Annotated in this window: 23 protein-coding genes and 1 riboswitch; of the genes, 16 read left to right on the top strand and 7 right to left on the bottom strand. The window is 49.4% G+C overall.

Annotated elements, in window-relative coordinates; genetic code table 11:
- A complete protein-coding gene (locus GON05_RS06100) occupies positions 1–1,023 on the top strand; it encodes an S-layer homology domain-containing protein (protein ID WP_157318306.1) in 1,023 nt (340 codons plus the stop codon).
- 183 nt (positions 1,024–1,206) lie between these two features.
- On the opposite strand, the gene GON05_RS38790 is transcribed toward GON05_RS06100, so the two are convergent.
- The gene (locus tag GON05_RS38790) at positions 1,207–1,368 is read right to left on the bottom strand and encodes a hypothetical protein (protein WP_181646510.1); all 162 of its coding nucleotides are present in this window, start codon (positions 1,366–1,368) and stop codon (positions 1,207–1,209) included.
- A gap of 171 nt (positions 1,369–1,539) precedes the next feature.
- On the opposite strand from GON05_RS38790, the gene ilvA reads away from it, so the two are divergent.
- From ilvA to GON05_RS06070, 6 genes are all read left to right on the top strand, one after another.
- Positions 1,540–2,796 (top strand): threonine ammonia-lyase IlvA, encoded by a 1,257-nt coding sequence (gene ilvA, locus GON05_RS06095; protein WP_157318305.1) that lies wholly within the window; start codon positions 1,540–1,542, stop codon positions 2,794–2,796.
- Between the two features lie 70 nt (positions 2,797–2,866).
- A riboswitch (cyclic di-GMP riboswitch) is annotated at positions 2,867–2,955 on the top strand.
- Between the two features lie 86 nt (positions 2,956–3,041).
- Positions 3,042–4,571, top strand: a complete 1,530-nt coding sequence (locus GON05_RS06090; RefSeq protein ID WP_181646509.1) for a putative bifunctional diguanylate cyclase/phosphodiesterase — start codon at positions 3,042–3,044, stop codon at positions 4,569–4,571.
- A gap of 265 nt (positions 4,572–4,836) precedes the next feature.
- Positions 4,837–5,907, top strand: coding sequence for a BMP family lipoprotein (locus GON05_RS06085; RefSeq protein WP_157318303.1), 1,071 nt, complete (start codon positions 4,837–4,839; stop codon positions 5,905–5,907).
- 127 nt (positions 5,908–6,034) lie between these two features.
- Entirely contained in the window at positions 6,035–7,576 is a 1,542-nt protein-coding gene (locus tag GON05_RS06080) for an ABC transporter ATP-binding protein (protein ID WP_157318302.1), read from the top strand.
- Positions 7,569–8,648 (top strand): ABC transporter permease, encoded by a 1,080-nt coding sequence (locus GON05_RS06075; RefSeq protein WP_157318301.1) that lies wholly within the window; start codon positions 7,569–7,571, stop codon positions 8,646–8,648. The genes GON05_RS06080 and GON05_RS06075 overlap by 8 nt, the downstream gene beginning before the upstream one ends.
- A 1-nt stretch (position 8,649) precedes the next feature.
- Positions 8,650–9,633 carry an ABC transporter permease gene (locus GON05_RS06070; protein WP_127456797.1) on the top strand — a complete coding sequence of 328 codons (984 nt, stop codon included), beginning with the start codon at positions 8,650–8,652 and terminating at the stop codon, positions 9,631–9,633.
- A 499-nt stretch (positions 9,634–10,132) separates the two neighbouring features.
- Here the strand turns inward: GON05_RS06070 and GON05_RS06065 are convergent, their stop codons facing one another.
- A complete protein-coding gene (locus GON05_RS06065) occupies positions 10,133–10,990 on the bottom strand; it encodes an AraC family transcriptional regulator (protein WP_157318300.1) in 858 nt (285 codons plus the stop codon).
- Between the two features lie 198 nt (positions 10,991–11,188).
- Between GON05_RS06065 and GON05_RS06060 the strand changes: the two genes are divergently transcribed.
- The 7 genes from GON05_RS06060 to GON05_RS06030 all read left to right on the top strand — a co-directional run bounded on the left by GON05_RS06060 (position 11,189) and on the right by GON05_RS06030 (position 18,670).
- On the top strand, positions 11,189–12,370 hold the full coding sequence (locus GON05_RS06060) for a galactokinase (RefSeq protein WP_157318299.1): 1,182 nt from the start codon (positions 11,189–11,191) through the stop codon (positions 12,368–12,370).
- Positions 12,371–13,357: a UDP-glucose 4-epimerase GalE gene (gene galE, locus GON05_RS06055; protein ID WP_157318298.1), complete on the top strand. Its 987-nt coding sequence runs from the start codon at positions 12,371–12,373 to the stop codon at positions 13,355–13,357.
- Between the two features lie 25 nt (positions 13,358–13,382).
- Positions 13,383–14,963, top strand: coding sequence for a UDP-glucose--hexose-1-phosphate uridylyltransferase (locus tag GON05_RS06050; protein ID WP_181646508.1), 1,581 nt, complete (start codon positions 13,383–13,385; stop codon positions 14,961–14,963).
- 406 nt (positions 14,964–15,369) lie between these two features.
- Complete coding sequence (locus GON05_RS06045; protein WP_157318296.1) at positions 15,370–16,359, top strand: acrylyl-CoA reductase family protein; 990 nt, start codon at positions 15,370–15,372, stop codon at positions 16,357–16,359.
- A gap of 41 nt (positions 16,360–16,400) precedes the next feature.
- Positions 16,401–17,258 carry a carbon-nitrogen hydrolase family protein gene (locus GON05_RS06040; protein ID WP_157318295.1) on the top strand — a complete coding sequence of 286 codons (858 nt, stop codon included), beginning with the start codon at positions 16,401–16,403 and terminating at the stop codon, positions 17,256–17,258.
- Between the two features lie 24 nt (positions 17,259–17,282).
- Complete coding sequence (locus GON05_RS06035; protein WP_157318294.1) at positions 17,283–17,981, top strand: GNAT family N-acetyltransferase; 699 nt, start codon at positions 17,283–17,285, stop codon at positions 17,979–17,981.
- Between the two features lie 17 nt (positions 17,982–17,998).
- Positions 17,999–18,670 carry a GNAT family N-acetyltransferase gene (locus GON05_RS06030; protein ID WP_157318293.1) on the top strand — a complete coding sequence of 224 codons (672 nt, stop codon included), beginning with the start codon at positions 17,999–18,001 and terminating at the stop codon, positions 18,668–18,670.
- Positions 18,671–18,722: 52 nt separating this feature from the next.
- Here the strand turns inward: GON05_RS06030 and GON05_RS06025 are convergent, their stop codons facing one another.
- On the bottom strand, positions 18,723–19,172 hold the full coding sequence (locus GON05_RS06025; RefSeq protein ID WP_157318292.1) for an SRPBCC domain-containing protein: 450 nt from the start codon (positions 19,170–19,172) through the stop codon (positions 18,723–18,725).
- 92 nt (positions 19,173–19,264) lie between these two features.
- Here GON05_RS06025 and GON05_RS06020 point away from each other — a divergent pair, with 92 nt between their 5' ends.
- Complete coding sequence (locus GON05_RS06020) at positions 19,265–20,065, top strand: helix-turn-helix domain-containing protein (protein ID WP_157318291.1); 801 nt, start codon at positions 19,265–19,267, stop codon at positions 20,063–20,065.
- A 51-nt stretch (positions 20,066–20,116) separates the two neighbouring features.
- On the opposite strand, the gene GON05_RS06015 is transcribed toward GON05_RS06020, so the two are convergent.
- From GON05_RS06015 to sigY, 3 genes are read right to left on the bottom strand one after another with little or no spacing between them, the layout of a single operon-like run.
- Positions 20,117–20,341: a sigmaY antisigma factor component gene (locus GON05_RS06015; protein ID WP_127456785.1), complete on the bottom strand. Its 225-nt coding sequence runs from the start codon at positions 20,339–20,341 to the stop codon at positions 20,117–20,119.
- Positions 20,331–20,708 carry a DUF5345 family protein gene (locus tag GON05_RS06010; RefSeq protein ID WP_157318290.1) on the bottom strand — a complete coding sequence of 126 codons (378 nt, stop codon included), beginning with the start codon at positions 20,706–20,708 and terminating at the stop codon, positions 20,331–20,333. Before GON05_RS06010 ends, GON05_RS06015 begins: the two co-directional genes overlap by 11 nt.
- A complete protein-coding gene (gene sigY / locus GON05_RS06005) occupies positions 20,709–21,230 on the bottom strand; it encodes an RNA polymerase sigma factor SigY (RefSeq protein WP_157318289.1) in 522 nt (173 codons plus the stop codon).
- A gap of 170 nt (positions 21,231–21,400) precedes the next feature.
- Here sigY and GON05_RS06000 point away from each other — a divergent pair, with 170 nt between their 5' ends.
- Positions 21,401–22,300 (top strand): GNAT family N-acetyltransferase, encoded by a 900-nt coding sequence (locus GON05_RS06000; protein ID WP_246238870.1) that lies wholly within the window; start codon positions 21,401–21,403, stop codon positions 22,298–22,300.
- Positions 22,301–22,416: 116 nt separating this feature from the next.
- Here the strand turns inward: GON05_RS06000 and pyrH are convergent, their stop codons facing one another.
- Positions 22,417–23,157 carry a UMP kinase gene (pyrH, locus tag GON05_RS05995; RefSeq protein ID WP_127456781.1) on the bottom strand — a complete coding sequence of 247 codons (741 nt, stop codon included), beginning with the start codon at positions 23,155–23,157 and terminating at the stop codon, positions 22,417–22,419.
- Positions 23,158–23,197 lie beyond the last annotated feature (40 nt).

The raw sequence follows: 23,197 nt of genomic DNA, 5'->3' as shown, positions 1-23,197 counted from the left end.
ATGCGGAATTGGGATATTCGCTTTAATCGCGTCATTGATGGTGTTAGTGCAGGTGGTGAGGGTGTAACAATCAGCATCGATCGCGTGACAGGCCAAATCATGAACTATCAATTCGGGCTCAGCGACATGCCTTATCCGAAGCAAAAGCCGGAGATTCTGGCGCTCGACAAGGCGAAGGAGCTGTGGCTTTCCCAGTTCGACATTAAACTGAACTATGTGCTCGAATATGGCGGATCCAATGGCGTAATACCTATCGAGAAATACAACCTGATGATCGCTGCGGGAGAAATTCCTCCAACTGCAGCAGTCACCAACGCAAATGAGAAATTTGAAGCTAAGCTTGTCTACACGCTTATTCCAAAGCTCAACCGGGAACCCTTCCTGCTTGACGCGCAAACTGGAAAATGGAGAAACAGCCAAACAGGTGAGGTTACGTCCCTGGATAAAGTGAATGTCAGTGACATTGACAATCACTGGGCTAAGAACGAGCTTCAGCTGATGCTGGACTATCAAGCGCTTGATGTGCAGGATGGCAAGGTTAATCCTGATCAATTGATTAAGCGGGGCGAGCTGGTCAAAATGCTGGTTATCGCGATGAATGGCGGGAACGGCGGCATCTACTACGGAGCGGACCGCAAAGCTTCCTTTGCGGATGTGAGCAACGCTTCCCCTTATTTTGCCTATGTCGAAAATGCGGTTGACCGCGGTTTGCTGGACGTTGGCGCTGATTTCAACCCAGAGGCTACGCTAAGTCGCGAAGAGATGGCACAATTGATCGTTAAGGCACTTGGGTACAAAAACTTGGCGAAATTCGACGGCGTGTTCAACAGCCAATTCGCGGATGCCGCTGAAGTTAAGCAAGTAGGTACCACTGCGATTGTAGTGGGGCTTAACATTATGTCCCTTAACGATGGCAAGTTTGCGCCGCAGCAAGAAGTGTCAAAAGCCCAAGCGGCAAGCGCATTTTACCGCTTTTTGCAGAAACGGGCGGAGCTTCAAGATCAACCGCATTACTACTACTAGGAAGCGGGTATGGAGTCGGCGTGAGTAGTGCGAAGCCGGATGAAAGGCATGTGAATCTCGTGTCACCCCAGTTCCCCAATAGCGCGAGATTCGCGTGGCCATTAACGTGTACACTGAAAAAAAGGCTATCTTACAGGTCATAGACCCGCAAGATAGCCCTTTCTTCACGCGCTTATTCATGTTCTAAAACTTTGGAAATACATAGTGCACTAAGAAATATAGAACTCCGAAGATGATAATAATGTAAGCAGCATACTTGATGAAGGTGGAGGCTACTAAGCTGGAATCCGATTTTTTCTCCACATGGCGTTCTTCAATCTCAATATTTCGTGGTGGTGTTGACATAGCAATCACTCCCTTATAAGTATCTTGCTAGTTAATACCCACCATATTTTGGAGTGAAACATCAGCATTCATAAAATGTTCCAATAATATTTTCTTACAGGCGCTCCTCAGTATGCTACAATAATCTTTAAAATTTATTACGCATATTGGAGAGAAAGGAAGTAAGAGAAAATGGTTGTTTCCGGAAAAGTAGGTTTGGAAGAAATTATTAGGGCCAATCATGTGCTCAGCAAGGTGATCGAACCATCGCCTCTGCAACGCAATGAGCTGCTCTCTACCTTGTATGAATGTAACGTTTATTTGAAACGTGAAGATATGCAGGTCGTTCGTTCTTTTAAAATTCGCGGAGCGTACAATGTGATCCAAAGCTTGACGCCGGAAGAACGCGAAGCGGGAGTCGTGTGCGCAAGCGCCGGCAATCACGCGCAAGGCGTTGCTTACTCTTGTAAGCAGTTAGGGATTGAAGGGAAAATTTTCATGCCAACGACGACGCCAAGGCAAAAAATTTCGCAGGTGAAATTATTTGGCGGCTCTTTTGTAGAAGTAATTCTGACAGGGGATTCTTTCGATGATTCCTCCAATCACGCCAAAGCCTACTGCGCCAAAGAGAACAAGGTGTTTATTCACCCCTTCGATGATATTCGCACGATCGCGGGACAAGGGACTGTCGGTCTGGAAATCATGAATCAGATGTCCGATACGCCTGACTTTATCTTTGCAACCATCGGAGGCGGCGGTCTTGTAGCCGGTGTGGCGACTTATGTGGACAGCGTTTCTCCTCGTACCAAGATTATTGGCGTTGAGCCAGAGGGCGCTGCAAGTATGCAGGAGTCGCTCAAGCAGGGAAAAGTCGTGACCTTGTCTACGATTGAGAAATTTGTAGACGGCGCAGCCGTGAAGCAGGTAGGCGAGTTAACCTTTGATATTTGTAAAGAAAAGCTCGATGATATCGTTGTTATTCCTTCAGGTAAGGAATGCACGACGATTCTAGAACTCTACAACAACAATGCCATCGTAATCGAGCCTGCAGGGGCTCTGCCTGTTGCGGCGCTTGATGCTTACCGGGATCAAATTCGCGGCAAAAACGTGGTTTGCATCATCAGTGGTGGTAATAATGACATAGACCGGATGCAGCAAATCAAAGAAAGATCGCTCGTGTACGAGGGCTTGAAACACTATTTCATCCTCAATTTCCCTCAGCGTGCAGGCGCTTTGCGTGAATTTCTGGAGGAAGTTTTGGGGCCGACAGATGATATTACCCGGTTTGAGTATACGAAAAAGAATAATCGGGATGATGCTCCAGCACTAGTCGGCATCGAGTTGAAGAATAAAGATGATTATGAGGGCCTTATTGAGCGTTTGTCCCGCAAGGACTATGATTACATCGAGATCAATAAAGATCCTAAACTTTTTAATTTGCTAATTTAACTAATAATAGCCAGAGTAGAAAAAATTATGATATAGTTAAATAGTCCTGCTTTTTCTTTGTTTACCTGAATATTGTAAAAGGCAAACTTGCCGAAAGGTAAGGACGCAAAGCTCCGGGTCTAAGGTTGCCGCCGCAACGATGACGGCTGGGCTGCCGAGAGGAGCAGTTTACCGATACAGGTATGCCTACGGCTATTCCAAATGGAATAGCCTTTTTTGATGACCGGAATGGAGGTTCCCCCCGAATGAGAAGCCTTTTTATAAAGTGGATTCAACAGATGAAAGATCAGGAGCTGCGCTATGTGGGCATCCTTGGTTTCTTTCTGCTGACGGCTAATCTACTTGCTGCTGCTTCTTTTACATTTACCCCGAAGATGATCTTGTTCGTTCTCATTCAAGCACTCATTTGCTTCTTTTTTGCCATTCGCATCCGTCACTTGCGGCTTAACAGTATCGAACAGGAGGAGAAGAGTAAGCAGCTGGCTTACTTGGCCTACCATGATACATTAACAGGCTTGCCGAATCGACGGTTGTTCGAGGACCGCTTAAAGCGTGTGCTTCTTCATGCTCAGCGTTATGACCAGCTTGCGGCAGTTGTATTTCTCGATATGGACAGATTCAAAGAGATTAATGACTCTTACGGCCATGCCTCTGGCGATCAGCTCATTCGTTTGGCTGCGGAGAGATTGCTGGGCTGTCTGCGTGGTTCGGATACGGTGTATCGGCAGGGCGGCGACGAGTTTATTATTTTGCTTGAATCTTTTACCAAGCCGGAAGACGTCAGAGCCGTAGCTATACGCATTCAAAATGTGCTGGATGAACCTTTTATCCTGGATGGAAAAACCGTTACGATAACCGCTAGTATGGGGATTGCGCTATATCCGCTCGATGGAACTAAGCCCGAACAGCTTCTTCAGCGTGCGGATGAAGCGATGTACGAGGCCAAAAACCATGAGAATAACCGCTTCCAATTTTATGCCTCAGATATTGATACGATGGTGAAGAGCAAAGCTCACATGGAGAATGAGCTGCGCTTGGCTCTGGAGCAGGAACAGTTCGAATTACGGTATCAGCCGCAATATGAAATCGCAGACCGTAAGCTTATCGGCACAGAGGTCAGCCTCCACTGGGAGAAGGGGTCTAAGCAGCTGAGCAAGCTCATGGATTGGCGGAAGGCTGCCGATGAACTGGGATTCATGGTCCCTATTGGCAAGTGGGCGTTTCAGGCCGCATGCCGGCAGATGAGAGACTGGCAGAATGCTGGCCAAGAGCCGATCAGAATGACGTTCACCATTAAATCTTCACAGTTTAAAGATGATCATTTTATTGCACATATAGCGGATGTGCTGCAAGAAACGGGTATCGATCCTTGCCTGGTCGAGTTGGACCTTACGGAAAGCATCACGTCTTCCAACGTGCAGGAAGCAAGCAAGAAGCTGACGATGCTGAAAAAGCTTGGCGTACGCATTGCCATGGATGACTTGTGTACGGGCCTATTTACGCGAAGCGGGATGGAAGGTATGCCGCTGGATAGTGTGAAACTGGACAGCACGCTGATCAGAGACCTAGTCGATGATGACGAGAATCAACTGCTTGCAGCTGCTATCGTTCGGATGGCCCACCGATTAGGATTGAAGTTAATCGCGAAAGGTGTCGAAACGGAAGAGCAATTCGAATACCTGAAATTTCTGCAATGTACGGAGGTGCAAGGAAAACTGTTCAGCAGTCCACTATCCTCGGGACAATTCCTCACATTGATGACCAAAAAAAATTAAAATTGGTCATCTAGATTTTATTGACCGGCGGTAGTATAATAAATAATTGGGGCTTAAAACCTATATTGTGGGGCTATACAAAAAGACCATGTCAACTTGGTTAACATCACGAATTATGATCATTTGCCGTAGGATTGCTTTTCACTGAAGTACCAAAGTGATACACTCGGTCTATGATCAGACATACATATTTTAACTGATTCTGGTCAACCTAGAATGTGGGATTTAAGGTACAATTTTAAATTTATTTTTGGGGGTAAAGATGATGAAAAAAGTATTCACAACAGCGTTAATGGCTGTCACTGTGTCCGCAGTTGCTTTGACAGGTTGCGGTGCTAAAAAAGAAGAAACTAAACCGGCCGCTTCCGCTTCACCAGCTGCAAGTAGCGCAGCATCCGCAGCACCAAGCAACAACAGCGGTAAAGATTTCAAAATCGGCATGGTCACAGACATTGGCGGCGTAAATGATAAATCTTTTAACCAAAGCGCATGGGAAGGTTTGCAACAATTGAAAAAATCAACTGGCGCAAACGTTAAGAACCTAGAGAGTAAAAGCGATGCAGACTACACGCCGAACTTGAACCAATTCGTAAAAGACGGCTATAACCTGACTTGGGGTATTGGCTTCTTGATGGGTGACGCGCTTAAAACGGTTGCAACTCAAAACCCGAATGCAAAACTAGCGATCATTGATAACGTTGTAGAAGCTCCAAACGTAGAATCCGTAACATTCTCCGAGCAAGAAGGTTCTTACCTTGTAGGTGTGGTTGCAGGTCTTACGACAAAATCCAACAAAATCGGTTTCGTTGGCGGTATCGACATCCCGGTTATCAAACGCTTTGAGGCTGGTTTCGTAGCCGGCGTGAAAGCAGTTAATCCGAATGCGAAAATTCAAATCAACTATACAGGCGCGTTCGATAAGCCTGACCTTGGTAAAGCAGCGGCAGCAACCATCTACAACGATGGCGCAGACATCATTTTCCACGCAGCTGGTTCCACAGGTAACGGTGTATTCAACGAAGCAAAAGACCGTGTGAAAAACGGTAAAAAAGTTTGGGTTATCGGTGTAGATAAAGACCAATCCCTCGAGTTCGGCGATGAAGTGACACTGACTTCCATGTTGAAGCGTGTTGACAACGCGGTTGCTCGTGTTTCCAAAGACGTTATCGACAACAAATTCCAAGGTGGCAAAAACGTTACACTTGGTCTGAAAGATGACGGTGTAGGCCTTCCGGAAACTTCCAAGAAAAACGTAACTCCGGATATCTTGAAAAAAGTTGACGAGTACAAAGCAAAAATCATCAGCGGCGAAATTAAAGTCCCAGAAACTCCATAATACGGGTATAATAAGCATAGCGGTTACGAACGATAGGTTTCTTTTGTTCAAACAAGGCTAGTTACAATAACTAGCCTTGTTCTTAGTTTTGAGGGTTTTAAAAAAAATTGATCCTTAGGGTGATCTGATGAGTGAAATAGTCCCTGTTGTTGAGCTTAACAACATTACGAAGAGGTTTCCGGGCATCGTGGCGAATGATGCGATCAGCTTGAAGCTGATGAAGGGTGAAATCCATGCCTTGCTGGGCGAAAATGGTGCGGGTAAATCCACATTGATGAATATTTTGTTCGGGTTGTATCAACCGGACGAGGGTTTTATAAAAGTGCAGGGCAACGAGGTTTCCATTGATAGTCCGAATCGGGCGATTGAGCTGGGCATCGGGATGGTGCATCAGCATTTTAAGCTTGTACAGCCGTTTACCGTAACGGAGAACATTATCCTGGGCATGGAGCCGAAAAAAGGGCTCAATGTCGATATTAGAACAGCGCAAGAGAAGGTGCGCAAGCTATCTGAACAATATGGGCTTCGCGTTGATCCGAAAGCAAGAATTGAAGATATTTCCGTCGGCATGCAGCAGCGCGTAGAAATATTGAAAACGCTGTATCGCGGCGCCGATATTCTCATTTTTGACGAACCAACAGCTGTACTGACGCCGCAAGAAATTAGTGAATTGATGGTCATCATGCGCAATCTTGTGAAAGAGGGCAAATCCATCATTCTCATTACACATAAGCTGAAAGAAATCATGGAGATTGCTGATACCGTAACCATCATTCGCCGCGGGAAAGTGATCGATTCCATTGCAAGCAAAGACGCGAATCCGCAAATTTTGGCTGAGAAAATGGTCGGGCGCGATGTCTCCTTTAAAGTGGATAAAAAAGATGTGAAGCTTGGGGAACCTGTTCTCCAGGTTAAGAACCTGGTTGTTCGGAATCAACAGGGACTGGCTGCATTGAAAGAACTTAATATCGAAGTGAGAGCCGGAGAAATTCTGGGTATTGCGGGTGTAGACGGCAATGGCCAAAGTGAATTGATCGAGGCGCTAACAGGTCTGCGATCTATTGATAGCGGGCAGGTCCTGCTAACAGGAAGCGACATTACGAACCATACGCCGAGAGAGATCTCGGAGGCAGGCTTGTCGCATATTCCGGAGGACAGGCATAAGCATGGACTCGTGCTTGATTTCTCCATGAGTGAGAACATGGTGTTGGAAACTTATTTCCATCCTGCCTATAACAAAGCGGGCTTCCTCAACTACGAGGCGATCGACCGCCATGCGGAAGCGCTGATCAAGCAGTTCGACGTAAGGACGCCAAGCATTTACAATAAGGCTCGCTCTTTGTCGGGAGGAAACCAACAGAAAGCAATTATTGCCAGGGAAATACACAAGAATCCGAACCTGCTCATTGCTGCTCAACCTACGCGCGGATTGGACGTAGGAGCGATTGAATTCGTGCATCGTCAACTGATCGAGCAGCGCAACAAGGGCAAAGCAGTTTTGTTGATTTCTTTTGAGTTGGATGAAATTATGAACGTATCGGACCGTATTGCCGTTATCTACGAAGGACAGATTGTGGGAGAAGTGCTGCCACAAGAGACGAACGATCAAGAGATCGGACTTCTGATGGCTGGCAGTAAGCGCACAGGGAAAGGAGCGGCTCATGAATAAGGTTGCTCGTATTTTTACAAGTGAATCTGCGGTGAATCCCATCGTGGCGATTGTGCTCGGGCTGTTATTCGGAGCGCTTGTCATGCTGGCAGGCGGCTATAATCCGATTGCTGCCTACGGAGCATTATTCGCCCGTGTTTTCGGAAATTCGTATGACATCGGGGAATCGATTCGTGCGATTACGCCTTTGATTTTGACGGGGTTATCCGTTGCCTTTGCATTCCGGACAGGCCTATTCAACATCGGAGCTGAGGGGCAGTTCGTCATGGGAATGACGGGGGCTACTTTTATCGGTGTGAAAGTGACAGGCCTTCCATGGATTATTCATGCGCCGTTGGCCGTTATCGTCGGAGCGCTTGTTGGCGGACTCTGGGGAGCTATCGCGGGTTACCTGAAAGCAAAACGTGGAGTTAACGAGGTTATCACAACGATCATGCTCAATTGGATCGCGTTATTCCTGTCGAACTATATCGTGAATACATTTTTATTGGAGCCGAAGCAGCAGCGTTCTTATATGATTCAGGACTCGGCTTCGCTTAGCATTACTTGGTTATCGGAACTAATGAACCATGCCAGGATTCACTGGGGCACCGTGATTGCGATCCTCGCGGCCATCGTCTTCTATATCATTCTTTGGAAAACAAGACAAGGCTATGAACTGCGTGCCGTAGGCCATAATATTGATGCTGCGAAGTATGCGGGCATGAACGTGAATCGCAACATTGTTAAAGCGATGTTTATCTCGGGTATTTTTGCCGGCCTTGGCGGCGTATTTGAAATTCTCGGTGTGTTTCATTATCAAGTCGTTGCGGCAGCTTCGCCTGGTTACGGCTTTGATGGGATTGCAGTATCCTTGCTGGGCGCTAACAATCCGCTTGGGATTGTCCTAGGGGCCGCGCTGTTCGGCGGATTATCCTACGGCTCGGCGGGAATGAGCTTCGGGGCCGACGTGCCGCCGGAAATTATCCGCATCGTTATCGGCTCGGTGATATTCTTCGTAGCCACACAAGGCATCGTCAAATGGGTGCTCATCCCGTTCTATAGCAAACGCAAGAAAGAGAGGGCGTCGTAACATGGACCTGCTCACAATGCTTAACGCGTTTTTCACGAAATTCAGTGAACTTATTAACACAACGCTCGTATACTCGACAGCGCTGATTTTCGGTGCTCTTGGCGGTATTTTCTCGGAGCGCTCCGGCGTGGTGAATATCGGAATTGAAGGGCTTATGGTCTCCGGAGCCTTCGCATCCGCGGTTGGCGCTTACTATGCGGAAGAGGCGAACATGGGCGTTTGGTCCCCGTGGATTGGCTTGCTGACGGCCATGCTCTTTGCTCTGATCTTCGCGCTCATCCATGCCGTAGCGACCATTACCTTTAAAGCGAATCAAGTTATCAGCGGTGTCGTGATTAACTTCTTGGCTGCAGGCGTCACGCTGTTCCTGGTTAAAGTGTTATTCAATGGCGCTGGTCAAACGGAAACGTTAAATGATGTATTTTCAAAATGGGAGTTTCCGCTTTTGTCGAAAATTCCTTATATCGGATATGCTTTCTTTACTGCTTATCCGACAACCTATATTGCTCTAATTCTCGTTGCTGTTACGTATTATGTGCTGTTCAAAACACCATTCGGTCTGCGCCTTCGCTCCGTCGGTGAGCACCCAAGTGCCGCAGATACCGTTGGGATTAAGGTTAAGCGCGTGCGTTATATCGCTGTTTTGATCAGCGGCCTGCTTGGTGGCCTTGGCGGCGCAACCATCACATTGACGACAACAAGCACCTTCTCTCATAGTACGATTTCCGGCCAAGGCTTTATTGCGATGGCTGCGATGATCTTCGGCAAGTGGCATCCGTTTGGCGCACTTGGCGCTGCCGTTTTCTTCGGTATGGCGCAGGCGCTCAACAACTTCATGCGGTTGTTCGACTTCTCCAAGAACATCCCGCAGGAGTTCCTCTACATGCTGCCTTATGTGTTAACGATCTTGGTTCTGGCAGGCGCAGTAGGCCGGGCGAAAGCGCCATCGGCTCTTGGCGAGCCTTACGATCCGGGTAAACGATAAGACTTATGAAACACCTCTTAGAAAAGACATTGAAAATACCCCTTGGGGTAGATTCTATGGATTCTAAGGGGTGTTTTTTTGTGTGTAGGGAACTAGAGGGCCTTATTTCGGCGAAATGAGCCGATTTGAGGTGGCGGGCGGAACTACAGGGTCCTATTCGCGCATGAATCTGGCTGGTTCGACCAAAATCAGCAAAATAAAAGATCGTAGTTCCTTTCAGGGACGGATGATGGGGGGGGTTCTTGTGAAATAAGGGACTGTAGTTCCCTTTGAGTGGCTCGGGCAGCCTGTGGTGCTGCAAGTCCTCAAATCCGCAAGTCCGCAGTCCGCACACAGCCCGCAACCGCGACCTCTCAATCGCGAACCTCGAATTTCGAACCGCCGCCGCCCCCTTGAATCCCGAACCGTAACCCACCCTCCCAAACCCCAAACCCCCGACCCTCGCCCCTCGCCCCCGGAACCCCCGCGAGCTCCCTAAACAGACACCAATCACGCATCTTCACAGCGATTTGATCTGATTTCGGTACTCACTCGGAGAAACGCCGTATAAGCGGCGGAATTGTTTGGAAAAATATAACGGATCATAAAAGCCGACAGAAGCTGCGATCTGCTCAATCGTCAGTTCCAGCCGTTCGCGCAGCAGTTGACGTGCTTTATCCACACGAAGCTTGAGCAGAAATGTCACGGGCGTGACCTTGGTGTGGCGCTTGAAGAGGCGAGATAAATAGGCGCGGTTATAGCCCAAGCTCTCAGCCATCATTTCAATGGTAATTGGCTCGGCATATTGGGTGGACAAGTAGTGAATGGCCTGCTGCACGATCCGGTCGCTCTCCGCGTCTGCTATGACGCCGGCTGTTGTGGACGCGGAGAGAGCTTCGCAGTACTCGCCTAATAGAAGGAGTAAATAGCCGATAGACTTCAGCTGTGCACTCACTTTCTTGGCTCGCAAAGCTTGCTGAATATGGCGAAACAAGACGGGGATATGCCGATTCCGTTTGTTGTGCAGGATAGGCTGCAAGGGATTGATGCCTGTTGAAGTTACCAAAGAGGGAGCTTGTTCGCCTGTAAAGGCAATCCAACAGTAGTGCCACGGATCGTTGTCATCCGAAACATAGCTGATAAGCTGCTCCGGCTCGATGATGAAGCTGTCTCCGGCGCCTAGCGCATACTCTTCCCCTTGTGTGGAAAATACGCCTCTCCCTGAAATGACATAGTGAATTAAGTAGTAATCGTACACTTTAGGGCCTAACCGATGCACGGGCTTAGTCTGGCTTTCTCCAGCAAAGAGCACGGTCAAAGCGCTCTCTGAGGATGGCAGTGGGTTCGAAACGACATAATAGCTTTCCTGCTTGGGCATGGCTTTCTTCAGCTCCGTTGATATGTCCTTATGCTCCTTTTAATTTACCATACTTAGCATCTAAGTAGAAATGGTGAAATCACATTTTTCCATGTGGAAATAACATGCTTCCATAGCCAACACTGGATTCTTCTCTTATACTGAAGTTACAAACTTGCTCCTACATCATACTCATAAAAAACTAAAGGCGGTGCCAGAATGGCAGATTTGCAAGCTTTAAAAGACACGTTTATTGAAATTTACGGGGAATCCGCAGCACCAATTTCAGCGTTCCATGCTCCAGGCCGGGTTAACCTGATCGGTGAGCATACGGATTATAACGGCGGTTATGTATTCCCTGCTGCATTAACGTTCGGAACGACACTGCTGATCCGTCCAAGACAAGACCGTGTCATCGGATTTGCATCGACCAATCTGGCTCTTCGCAAACAAATTTCCATAGATGACTTGACCTATCAAGAGGAAGATAACTGGATCAACTATCCGAAAGGAATCTTTGCCCACTTAGCCAAAGAAGGTATGCCGGTTACGAAAGGTTATGATCTTTTGTTCCACGGTGAAATTCCGAACGGCGCTGGACTTTCCTCTTCGGCTTCCATCGAGGTAGTGACGGCCTACGCCCTGGAGACGCTTGAGAAGTATCCGATTGATACGGTGAAAATCGCCCTTCTGGCGCAAAAAACAGAGAATCAATTCGTTGGCGTGAACTGCGGGATCATGGACCAATTTGCAGTAGCCAATGGGAAAAAGGATCACGCGATCCTGCTCATGTGCGATACGCTGGAGTACCGCCATGTGCCGTTCCATAGCGGCAGCTACAAGCTGGTGATCGGAAACACGAACAAACGCAGAGGCCTCGTCGACTCCGCTTACAACGAAAGAAGAAGCCAATGTGAGCAGGCGGTTACTTACTTGCAAAAGCAATTCCCATCCCTCACATTGCTTGGTCAGTTAAACCTGGATCAGTTCAACGAATTCAAACACTTGATCCCGGACGAAACTGTTCGCCGCAGAGCGCAGCACGTTGTAGAAGAAATTGATCGTGTGCTCAAGTCGATCGAGGTTCTGGAACAGAATGATCTTGAAGCTTTTGGCCAGTTGATGATTGGCTCCCATAACTCACTGCGTGATCTCTATGAAGTAACAGGCGTTGAGCTGGATACGATGGTTGAGGCAGCGCTGAAGGTTCCAGGTGTGCTAGGTGCTCGTATGACTGGCGCAGGCTTCGGCGGATGTACAGTTTCCTTGGTTCACGAAGACAGCGTACAAACATTTATCGATCAAGTTGGCAAAGAATATACGGAAAAAACAGGATTGACACCAAGTTTCTATGTATGTGATATCGGGAACGGCGTCGAACAAATCGGGGAGGTATTGTAAATGGCGATTCTAGTAACGGGTGGAGCTGGGTATATTGGTTCGCATGCAGTGGCTGAGCTGCTGGAAAAAGGGGAAGAGGTTGTTATTGTCGATAACTTGCAGCAAGGGCATAGAGATGCCGTGCTAGGTGGCAAACTGTATGTCGGCGATTTGCGTGACAGCGCGTTTCTGGATACTGTTTTTTCGGAAAACAGCATTGACGCTATCATCCATTTCGCAGCAAATTCGCTAGTTGGCGAGAGCATGACGAATCCTGCCAAATACTATCACAATAACGTGTACGGAACGCTTTGCCTGCTTGAAAAAATGAATCAATACGGCGTGAAAAATATCGTGTTCTCATCGACAGCAGCGACGTACGGCGAGCCTGAGAACATTCCGATCCTGGAAAGCGATCGTACCCTGCCGACGAATACGTATGGCGAAACGAAGTTGGCAATGGAAAAAATGATGAAATGGTTCGACACGGCCCATGGCATCAAATATGTATCCCTTCGTTATTTTAATGCAGCGGGCGCTCACGCCGGCGGCAAAATCGGCGAGGATCACAGCCCGGAGACGCACTTGATTCCAATTATTTTGCAAGTAGCCCTTGGTCAGAGAGCGCATATCTCCATCTATGGCGATGACTATGCAACGGAAGACGGCACTTGCGTGCGCGACTATATCCACGTTAGCGATTTGGCGAGCGCCCACGTACTTGCGGTAGAGAAGCTCCGCGGCGGAGCAGAAAGCAATATTTATAACCTGGGCAATGGCACAGGCTTCTCGGTTAAACAAGTGATTGATATCGCCCGCAAAGTAACGGGCCATGCGATCCCAGCAGTAATCGAGCCGCGCAGAGCAGGTGACCCTGCTACCTTGATCGCCTCCTCTGAGCGTGCAAGAACGGAACTAGGCTGGAAGCCTAGCCGCGATTCTTTGGAATCCATCATTGAGAGCGCATGGAATTGGCACCAAAATAACCCGAGCGGTTACGCGGAGTAAGCTGGTTTAGAAAGGAATGAAGCACATGGAACGGACAGTTGAAGCATCGCAGTTAACGGCATTGACCATAGAGAGGCTCCTTCAGTTTGCAAAGCAAAATGGACTCATCGAGCAATTGGATGTCTATACTTCACGAAATGCATTGCTTGATTTATTCGGACTTGCTGAGCCTTACGCAGGAGAAGTACCGGATGAGAAGTTAAGCAGCCCTGTATCCCTGTTGGAAGATCTGCTGGATGCAGCTTTCGAGGCAGGCCTCCTGGAAGAGAACACAGCGACGTACCGGGATCTGTTGGACGCACGGATTATGGGGCTGCTTATGCCCCGTCCTTCCGAGGTTGTGAATCAATTCTGGAACACGGCGAAGACCAGTGGGGTAGAGGCGGCAACGAATTATTTTTATAAACAATCGATTGATTCCAATTATATTCGGATGGATCGTATTCAGAAAAATGAATACTGGCTGGCGGGCACCGCTTACGGTGATCTTGAGATTACGATCAATCTCTCCAAGCCGGAGAAGGATCCGAAGGAAATTGCCCTGCTCAAAACGCTGCCGCAAAGCAGCTACCCAGCCTGTTTGCTCTGCGCAGACAACTTAGGGTATGCAGGACGTGTGAATCACCCGGCAAGGCAAAATCTACGGTTCATTCCCTTAGAGCTGGATAACGAGAAATGGTATTTCCAGTACTCGCCTTACGTGTATTACAACGAGCACAGCATTATTTTCCATGAGAAACATATTCCGATGAAAACAACGCCGAATACGTTTTATCGTTTGCTCGATTTCATCGATCAATTCCCGCATTACTTCATCGGTTCCAACGCGGATCTGCCGATCGTGGGCGGTTCAATTCTGAACCACGACCACTTCCAGGGCGGACGCCATCAGTTCCCGATGGAGAAAGCTCCAAGTGAGCAAACATTCGCGAACGCTGAGTTCGCTGGCGTGAAAGCGGCCATCGTGAAATGGCCGATGTCGGTCATTCGCTTGAGCGGCCATAACAAGCAGCAGCTCTACAAGCTGGCGAGCAAGCTGCTCGAAGACTGGCGCGCCTACAGCGATGCGGAAGCGGATGTCCTCGCCTTCAGCGAGAAGGACGGACAGCGGATCCCGCATAACACGATCACCCCAATCGCCCGCAACAACGCACGGGGCGAATACGAGCTTGATCTGGTGCTGCGGAATAACCGCACCAGCGCCGAGCATCCGGATGGTATCTTCCATCCGCATCAGCACTTGCACCACATCAAGAAGGAGAACATCGGCTTGATTGAGGTAATGGGGCTGGCGGTACTGCCAGGCCGTTTGCAGGAGGAGCTGGCGGATATCGCCAAGATCCTCACAGGCGAAGCCGACTTCGGCAGCGCAATCCGCGACGAGGCCTCTCATCCGCTGCATAAGCATGCGGCTTGGATCGAGGCGATGATTGCGAAGCACGGCGCTGCGCTGACGGCAGACAACGCGAAAGCGGTGCTGCAGGAGGAAGTCGGCAGCAAGTTCATGAACGTGCTGCTCGACGCCGGCGTGTTCAAGCGGGATGAAGCCGGGCAAGCGGCTTTTGAACGGTTTTTGATAGCTGCTGGCTTTGCGCAGCAGCAGTAATAAGAGGAACTCCCTGGTCACGTGGACCGGGGAGTTTTTTGCGATTTGTGGTGGGAGGAGGAGCACTCCCACTCCGCGTGCAGTAGATGAACTACAATGCGCTATTTCAATGGGAACAGCGCATGGAGCCGGCGAGGGGGAACTACAGTCCACTATTTTGCCAATTTTGGTGGAACTAAGCTGATTGGAGCGTGAATAAAGCCCTGTAGTTCCACCTGAACCCACAAATAGGTGATTCTCGCGGAATAAGGTCTCCCGTAGTTCCCCACGCGCAACCGCCGCCTTAGAATTTTCATCGAAGCGTCGAAACCTTTGAATACTGAACACGATTTTAGTAAACTAGATGGGTAGTAGATGGAAAATTCACTTGATTGAATCCTATGAGGACCGAGGAGGCTAAACCAGCATGGATAGCTTTAAGGCGTTAGTGGTGGAGAAGACGGAGGAGCATTTTTCCACCCAAGTGAAAGAGCTACGAATAGAAGATTTACCCCCGGGTGAAGTGACGATCCGCGTGCGCTACTCGGGTATTAATTATAAAGATGCGTTGGCTTGCACGCCGAACGGTCGCGTTGTGCGGAAGTACCCCATCGTGCCAGGAATCGATCTGGCAGGTACAGTTGCGGCTTCTTCAGACCCGCGCTTTCGCGAGGGCGATGAGGTGCTTGTGACCAGCTATGAGCTGGGAACGGGACATTACGGCGGGTTTAGCGACTATGCGCGCGTCCCAGCCGACTGGGTGGTGCCTTTGCCGAAGGGACTGTCCCATCGTGAAGCGATGATCCTGGGAACGGCGGGCTTTACAGCAGCGCTTTCGATTCAGCGTATGGAGGAGAACGGGCTGAGCAAGGAGAAGGGGCCTATCCTCGTCCGCGGCGCAACCGGCGGTGTAGGCAGTAACAGTGTATCGATGCTGGCCGCGCTCGGTTATGAGGTGGAAGCCAGTACAGGCAAGTCCGCCGATCATGCGTATTTGCTCGAATTGGGCGCGGAGCGTGTAGTGCCTCGGGAGGAGTTAGCTCCATCCGTCAGGAAACCGCTGGACAAGGAATATTGGGCGGGCTGCGTCGATCCGGTAGGAGGCGAATCCCTTGCCTATGTGTTGAGCCGGATGAAATACGGCGGGTCTGTAGCGCTGAGTGGAGTGACAGGTGGCGGTGAGTTTGCCGCGACAGTGTTTCCTTTTATACTGCGAGGAGTGAACCTGTTGGGCATTGATTCGGTGTATTGCCCATCCGAGATTCGGAGATCCCTGTGGGAGCGGATGGCTGGGGAATTAAAACCGCAGCTGCTTGAGCGCATGATGTACAAAGAAGTGACATTAGACGGGGTTGTCCAGGCGACGCAAGAGGTTTTGGACGGGAAAGTGAAAGGGCGAGTGCTTGTTAGCTTGTAACCCTGGTCTATAGAAATGAAGACAAGTTGGGAGAGATGACGTTGAAAATGCGAGTTTCGGCGGTGCAGTACCATCTGCACACGATACACAATTTTGAAGAGTTCGCTGCGCAGGTGGAACATTATGTGAAGGTGGCGCAGGAGTTTGAGGCGGATTTTGTGCTGTTTCCTGAACTGTTCACGACACAGTTGATGTCCATTGGCGATGAGCATGGCAAAGCGCTGCCGATTGAGGCACTGCCGTCGTTTACAGAGGCTTATCGGACGCTTTTTCAAGGGCTGGCGAAGCAAACGGGCATGCACATCATTGGCGGCACGCACATTACCTCCGAGGAGGGCAAGCTGTATAACACGGCCTTCTTATTTTATCCGGACGGACGTGTCGGCGAGCAGAAAAAGCTGCATATCACCCCGACCGAGGTGAAGGAATGGAATATGGGGGCTGGGGATTCCCTGCAGGTTTTTGACACGGACAAAGGCCGCATCGCGATACTCGTCTGCTATGACGTAGAATTCCCTGAAATCGTCCGAATGGCTAGAGCCCGCGGCGCTGATGTGCTGTTTGCTCCTTCGTGTACGGATGACCGGCACGGGTTCCACCGAGTGCGTTACACCTGTCATGCACGAACAATTGAGAATCAAATCTACGTCGTTACGACGGGTACGGTCGGCGCTCTGCCAACAGTTGATTTCATGAGGGCGAATTTCGGGCAAGCCGCGGTGCTTACTCCGAATGATGTGCCTTTCCCGCCAAAAGGGATTATGGTCGAAGGTGAAATCAACGGTGATATGGTGGTCACAGCCGATTTGGATCTGGATTTGTTAACCCTTGTCCGCGAAAAAGGCTCTGTCACCACATGGCGTGACCGCAGGACAGATCTGTACACCGATTGGTCCTAATCAGGGCGAGGAGGTATGCCTAGCATGGTGGATACGAATGCGAACAAATTATACGCGAAAAAGTTGTACGTCTTCGACGGCGACAAGCCCATTGAGGCAGTTATACGCAATTATGAAAAAGCGGATATTAACGCGCTGATTCGCGTTCAACAGGAAAGTTTTCCACCGCCTTTTCCGTCGGAGTTATGGTGGAATGAGGAGCAGCTCATGGAGCACATTACCAGATTCCCCCAAGGTGCACTCTGTGTAGAGGTGGAAGGGAGTATTGTCGGCTCCATCACGGGATTGCTTGTCGATTATGACGAAGAGCACGCTGCTGATCACAGCTGGTCGACGCTAACCGACGATGGCTACATCCGTACGCACCGGCCAGACGGCGATACCCTGTATATTGTGGATATCTGCGTGATGCCCGCATACCGCAAGTTCGGTCTTGGCAAGTGGATGATGCAGTCTATGTATGAGGTCGTTGTGCATTTGGGGCTGCGCAGATTGCTTGGAGGCGGGCGCATGCCGGGGTACCATAAGCAGGCTGAAGCGATGACTGTGGAGGAGTATGTGAAAGCGGTCATGGCAGGAGTTTGCAAGGACCCGGTGATAACGTTCCTGCTGCGCTGCGGGAGAACGCCGGTGCAGGTTGTGCCGGATTATTTGCAGGACGAGGAGTCACTGAACTATGCGCTTTTGATGGAGTGGCGGAATCCATTTCGAAATAGGACGTAAAGGAGCTTGAAGAACTAATGGAATACATACGGATAACAAGTATAGACAACCCTTTGTTTCGTGCAATGCATGATCTGATGAAGGAGGTATTTCCACCGGAAGAGGTGCTGGAATATGCCCTGTGGAAAGAACCGTTGGAGGACCCGGGTATTCGGGTGTTCGTCGCTGTGCACGAAGGGAAGGTCGTTGGTACGACAGAGTATCGCTATTATGACGATTTTCAAGTGGCGATGACGGACTTCACGATTATTGGTCAAGCAGGACTTGGCATTGGCCGTTTTCTGGCGCGTAAACGTTGGAATGACTTGGTGGCTCTGGCGGCTGAGTCGGGCAAGCCGATGCTGGGGATGTTCGCTGAAATCTACGATCCATATCGGATCGAAGGGCATCCGTTCGGCGGCGTAAAGCCGATGGACCCTTATGTACGGCGAGAAGTCTTGTCGCATCTCGGTTACAAGCGGATTGATTTCCCGTACGTGCATCCTTCATGGGAAAACAACGGGGAAGCGGTGGAAGAGCTGGATCTTTGCTTCCTTCCGACGGATGAGGATGCGGAGGAGATCAGCGCGAAGCTGGTTGCGACGTTCCTACGCCGTTACTATGCCGTTCTTGCGAATAAACCGCAGGCTTGGCATGCCATGGTTGAGGGGCTTGAGGGGAAAGCATCGCTTGCACTATTACCTTTGTAAATGGAGAAAAGGCTATCTCAAGGCGTGTTGACTCTTTGAGATAGCCGCTTTTTTACCAACCGAAGTCCAACGTTTTGCCAGTCTCCGCTAGTGTCTTAATATTGCTTAAAATCATCCACCAGCTTGCTTTCGTTCTCTCGAAACTAGGGTGGTTTGGTGTCCATTCATCATTGATGAGCGTCATTTTGGTACAGCTGCCGACTGTTTCTAACGTAAACGTCATCCGTGACTGAAAATCCGCATGATTCGGATTATAGGACGGGCCTGCATGCTCGATGCAGGAGAGAAGTTTCTCCGGTTCATAGGCGAGAATCGTGCCATAGACATGAACCGTTTCATCACCGTCATTGCCTGGCCCAATGTACCTGAAGTCAGAGCCGATCTCGAACGTGCTCTCCAGTACGCTGCCGAAAAGAATTTTACGCGTCCCCTCCGGTGTCACCAGAATATCCCACACTTCTTTGCAAGTTGCACCAATATAAAATTCGTATTTTAATTCCAACTTAAACTCACTCCCTCGGCATGTGTTAAGTTTATGATAGAAGTTTGTACGCTCCAAGTATTGTAAAAACGCGACAAGGAGTGATCGGCGTCATGTCAGACCTTATCAAGCCCAGTCTAGGCATTATGAATCTGCAGCAAACTGTACGGAAATTTCAGCTTTCCAGGGTGGCTCCCTCGGAGGATCTGGCTTTTTTAATTCGTCATTATTGGATTATTCGGTGGGATTTAAGAGGACAAGAGCCATATACCCAGCACGTCATTCCGAATCCTTGCGTCAACTTGGTGGTTGAGCCCGGTCAATCGGCGATTTACGGTCCGGGAAAAGAGAAATACGGCCACCATTTGGAGGGTCAGGGCTGTGTATTTGGCGTAAAATTTAAACCTGGCGGTTTCTACCCGTTCTTCAAGCAGCCGGTATCCGGCATGCAGGCGGGCCCGCTGAGCGTTCAGAGTGTATTTGATGCCGATCCGCTAAGGTTAGAGACCGACATGTTTGCGCAGACGGATGAACCGCAAATGGTAGCGCTGATTGAACGAATGATCCGGCCTAAGCTGCCGGAACAAGATGAGCAGGTAACTTTTATCAATGAGATCATTGATTATATTAACAAGCAGCCGGATATCACGAAGGTAGACAGTCTCTGCGAGCACTTCCATGTGAACAAAAGGACGCTGCAGCGGCTTTTCGACCACTACGTTGGCGTTACGCCAAAGTGGGTCATTAAGCTGGCCCGCATTCAGAATGCGGCGGAAATGACGGATGTGAGCGTCAGGCCGAACTGGTCCAAGCTGTCGATGGATTTGGGATATCACGACCAGTCGCATTTTATTAAGGATTTCAAGTCCATTATCGGCCAGACGCCGGATGAATATGCCCGGCAGGCGCAGTAATAGTGAAAAGAGCCAGCCTATAAGTGGGCTGGCTCTTCTGTTAAAGGCTATTCAATTCCCCTTGCCCGAGAAGGTACGGTGAATCTTGCGTACCGCAAACAAGTACACGATGAGCGGCGTCGGTGCCTGAAGGATGCCCCAAATCCCCCAAAACCAAGGATATCGAGCACTCCTCTTGCGCGCATCAACGAATAGCCATGTGCTTTGCACGAGCAGAATAAGGGCGATGCCAATCCAAGCCCATATAGGTAGTGCATCCCAATTTTCATGTTTCATGTGAATCCACCTGCTTTCTGAGGAGTAGCCAAGCTAGCGGCGCAATGATCGCCAAAGCTTGGAAGGTAATGAAGGTAACCGGCTGTGAAGCTGCGACCATGAAAAGGAGATAGAACAGCAGCAGGGCGGTGCCCCACAGCTTGAGCAGATCACCGAGCAGCCGCGAACGCTGCTTTCTCTGTACGGCTGCGATTTGTTGATCGAACCAAGCGCTGTTTGGACGCGAGGCAGGGAATAAGCCGTCTAACGCGTCTAGCCCCTGCTGCAGCCTAAGAACGTCAGCCTCATTAGCAGAAGCGTCGGTCTGATCTTCTGAAGATCCGCTCAGCTGAGGCTTTTTATGATTAGCGTCCTGAAAGTCGTCCATCTACACGAGCTCCTTTCGCAAATGTTTCAAAGCGTTATGCACTCTTGATTTGGCAGTCCCTTCCGCGATGGCAAGGATTTGACCGATTTCTTCATAGGTGTAGCCGTAGTAATGCTTGAGAATAACCGGAATGCGGCTTTCCTCAGGCATTTCAGCCAAGGTGTTCAGCACATCGGGCCAATCCTCGTTCCGGCTTTCGGCGTGCCACTGCATCTGACGCAGGGCCTGCACCTGCTGTTCCTCCTGCCACTTCTTTTCGCGTTTGCGCCGCCGCGCCTGATCAATCATCAAACGGGTGGCTATCGTGATCAGCCAAGAGGAGAACTTGGATTTTGCGTTGTATAAGTTTATTTTCTCGATGCATCGAATCATGGTATCTTGCGTCAGGTCCTCCGCCATGGACGGATTGAGCGTTATTTTCAACAAATATTTGTAAACAAAATCATAATGCTGCTGTAACAGTTGGGACAGAGCGGTGCGATCTCCCCGCGTTGCCCGATCAAGCCAATCTTGCTCTTCCAAGTCAAGGGTCACCCTCTCTGCCTGAATTCTTAGATAGTACGAACAACAGGGATCAATCGTTCACGGTGCACGAAACTTTATGTAAAATCATTTATTAGCTTACCACGCTGAAGAACAGACATGTATAATGACAGTAGGCAAGCAACTAAGTAGGTATGGAGGACAATCTATTGAAACAAGGCATATTTGCAAGGGCAGGACTGTCTCCACAGGAGCTGAAGGAAGTTAGGGATCTATGGGAGACATGTAACCGCCATGACCATATCGAGATTAAACTAAACTGGGGGACATTATCGGATCGTCCGCCGGGTGTGACGAATGACTTTTTATTTTACCGGGATGACCGGATTGTCGGATTTCTCGCGATATATTCTTTTCTGTCCACGGAAGTGGAAATTAGCGGAATGGTACACCCGGAGGCACGAAACCAAGGTATCTTTGGGCAATTGGTCCAGACAGCGCTGGAAACGTGCAGAAGCCGAGGGGTGCCGAAGGCCATTTTCATCAATGAACGGGGATCGGCGAGCGGGAAGGCTTTTTTGACGAAGCTAGGTGCGGACTATCAGTTCTCTGAATACGTGATGGAGCTTCAAGAGGGGGCGGAAGTAGTGGCACAAAACGGTGAAGAACTACTGACTCTGCGCTCCGCCAATGTAGAGGATACCGAGCTGCTCGTTCAACTGAACATGTCTGGCTTTAATATGCCCGAAGCGGATACGAGAGAATACGTGAACCAAACGATTACCGGCGACAAGGAAAAAACCTGGATCGCAGAGCTTGGGCACGGAGAACAGAAAGTGCCGATTGGTAAAATCGGAGCCATGATTGAGACGGATGCCAGCGGATTCATCTACGGCTTTTGTGTACTGCCGGAGCGTCGGGGCCAGGGTTATGGACGTGTGATCTTGAGTCAGACTATCGGGGAGCTGAAGATGAAGCATCGGGCGGGGTTGATCAAACTCGAAGTTTCGGTCGAAAATGAGAAGGCGCTGGGTTTGTACGAATCTTGCGGCTTTAGAACAAAGAATGCGAATGATTACTATGTGTTGATGCTAGATCAAAGCGAGTAAATATAAAGAAGGATAGAGCGGCAGTTGCTAGATACTGTGCTCTATCCTTTTGTGCGTCTCGTAGTGCTTGGTGAGCGGAACTACAGGGCGCTATTTCGTCGAAAATACAAATTCTATTAGCCCTGCTGATAAATAAGCTCCGAGGAGCCGCTGATGATTGTACCTGTATTTTGCCCTGCGCATATTTCTTTCATGGAGCCGGGTTTGTCGAAATTGAATACATGGATGGGAATGTGATAATCCCGCGCCAGAATAAAGGCAGACTGATCCATGACCTTCAGATTGTGGTGGATGACGTCGTTGTAGTGGAGAGATTTGTATTGGAGAGCCTCTTTATGATGTTTAGGGTCCTTGTCGAACACGCCGTCAACGCCTTGCTTCGCAACGAGGATCGCTTCGCAGTTCACTTCGATAGCTCTTTGGACCGATGGGTAGTCTGTCGTGACGAAAGGCTGTCCATTACCCCCTGCGAAAATAACGATGTACCCTTTTTCCAAATGATGAATGGCTCTAAGCCGGATAAAAGGCTCCGCCACGGAGGCGATCGGAATGGCTGTCATGACGCGCACTTCCGCGTCGGTCTTCGCCTTCAGCACACCGCGCAGCATTAAGCTGTTGATTACGGTAGCGAGAGTTCCGATATTGTCGGCCTCTGCTTTCTCAATGCCCCAGCTCTCGCCCATATTGCCGCGGAAGATATTGCCCCCGCCAATCACAAGACACACTTCGACACCTAACTGAACAACCGTCATAATTTCATTGGCAATATGATCCAGTTGTTTCGGATCGAAACCGAACTCGCTTTCTCCCGCAACAGCCCCGCCGCTTAGCTTAATGAGGACTCGTTTGTACCGCATATGGATCTCTCCTCCCATCAGACAATTGGTTTCTCTTCCT

Source organism: Paenibacillus anseongensis, from assembly GCF_009757995.1.
In the GTDB taxonomy this organism is placed as follows: domain Bacteria; phylum Bacillota; class Bacilli; order Paenibacillales; family NBRC-103111; genus Paenibacillus_E; species Paenibacillus_E chondroitinus.
Note: the sequence above shows the minus strand (reverse complement) of the source record. Positions and strands in the feature narration are given on the sequence as shown.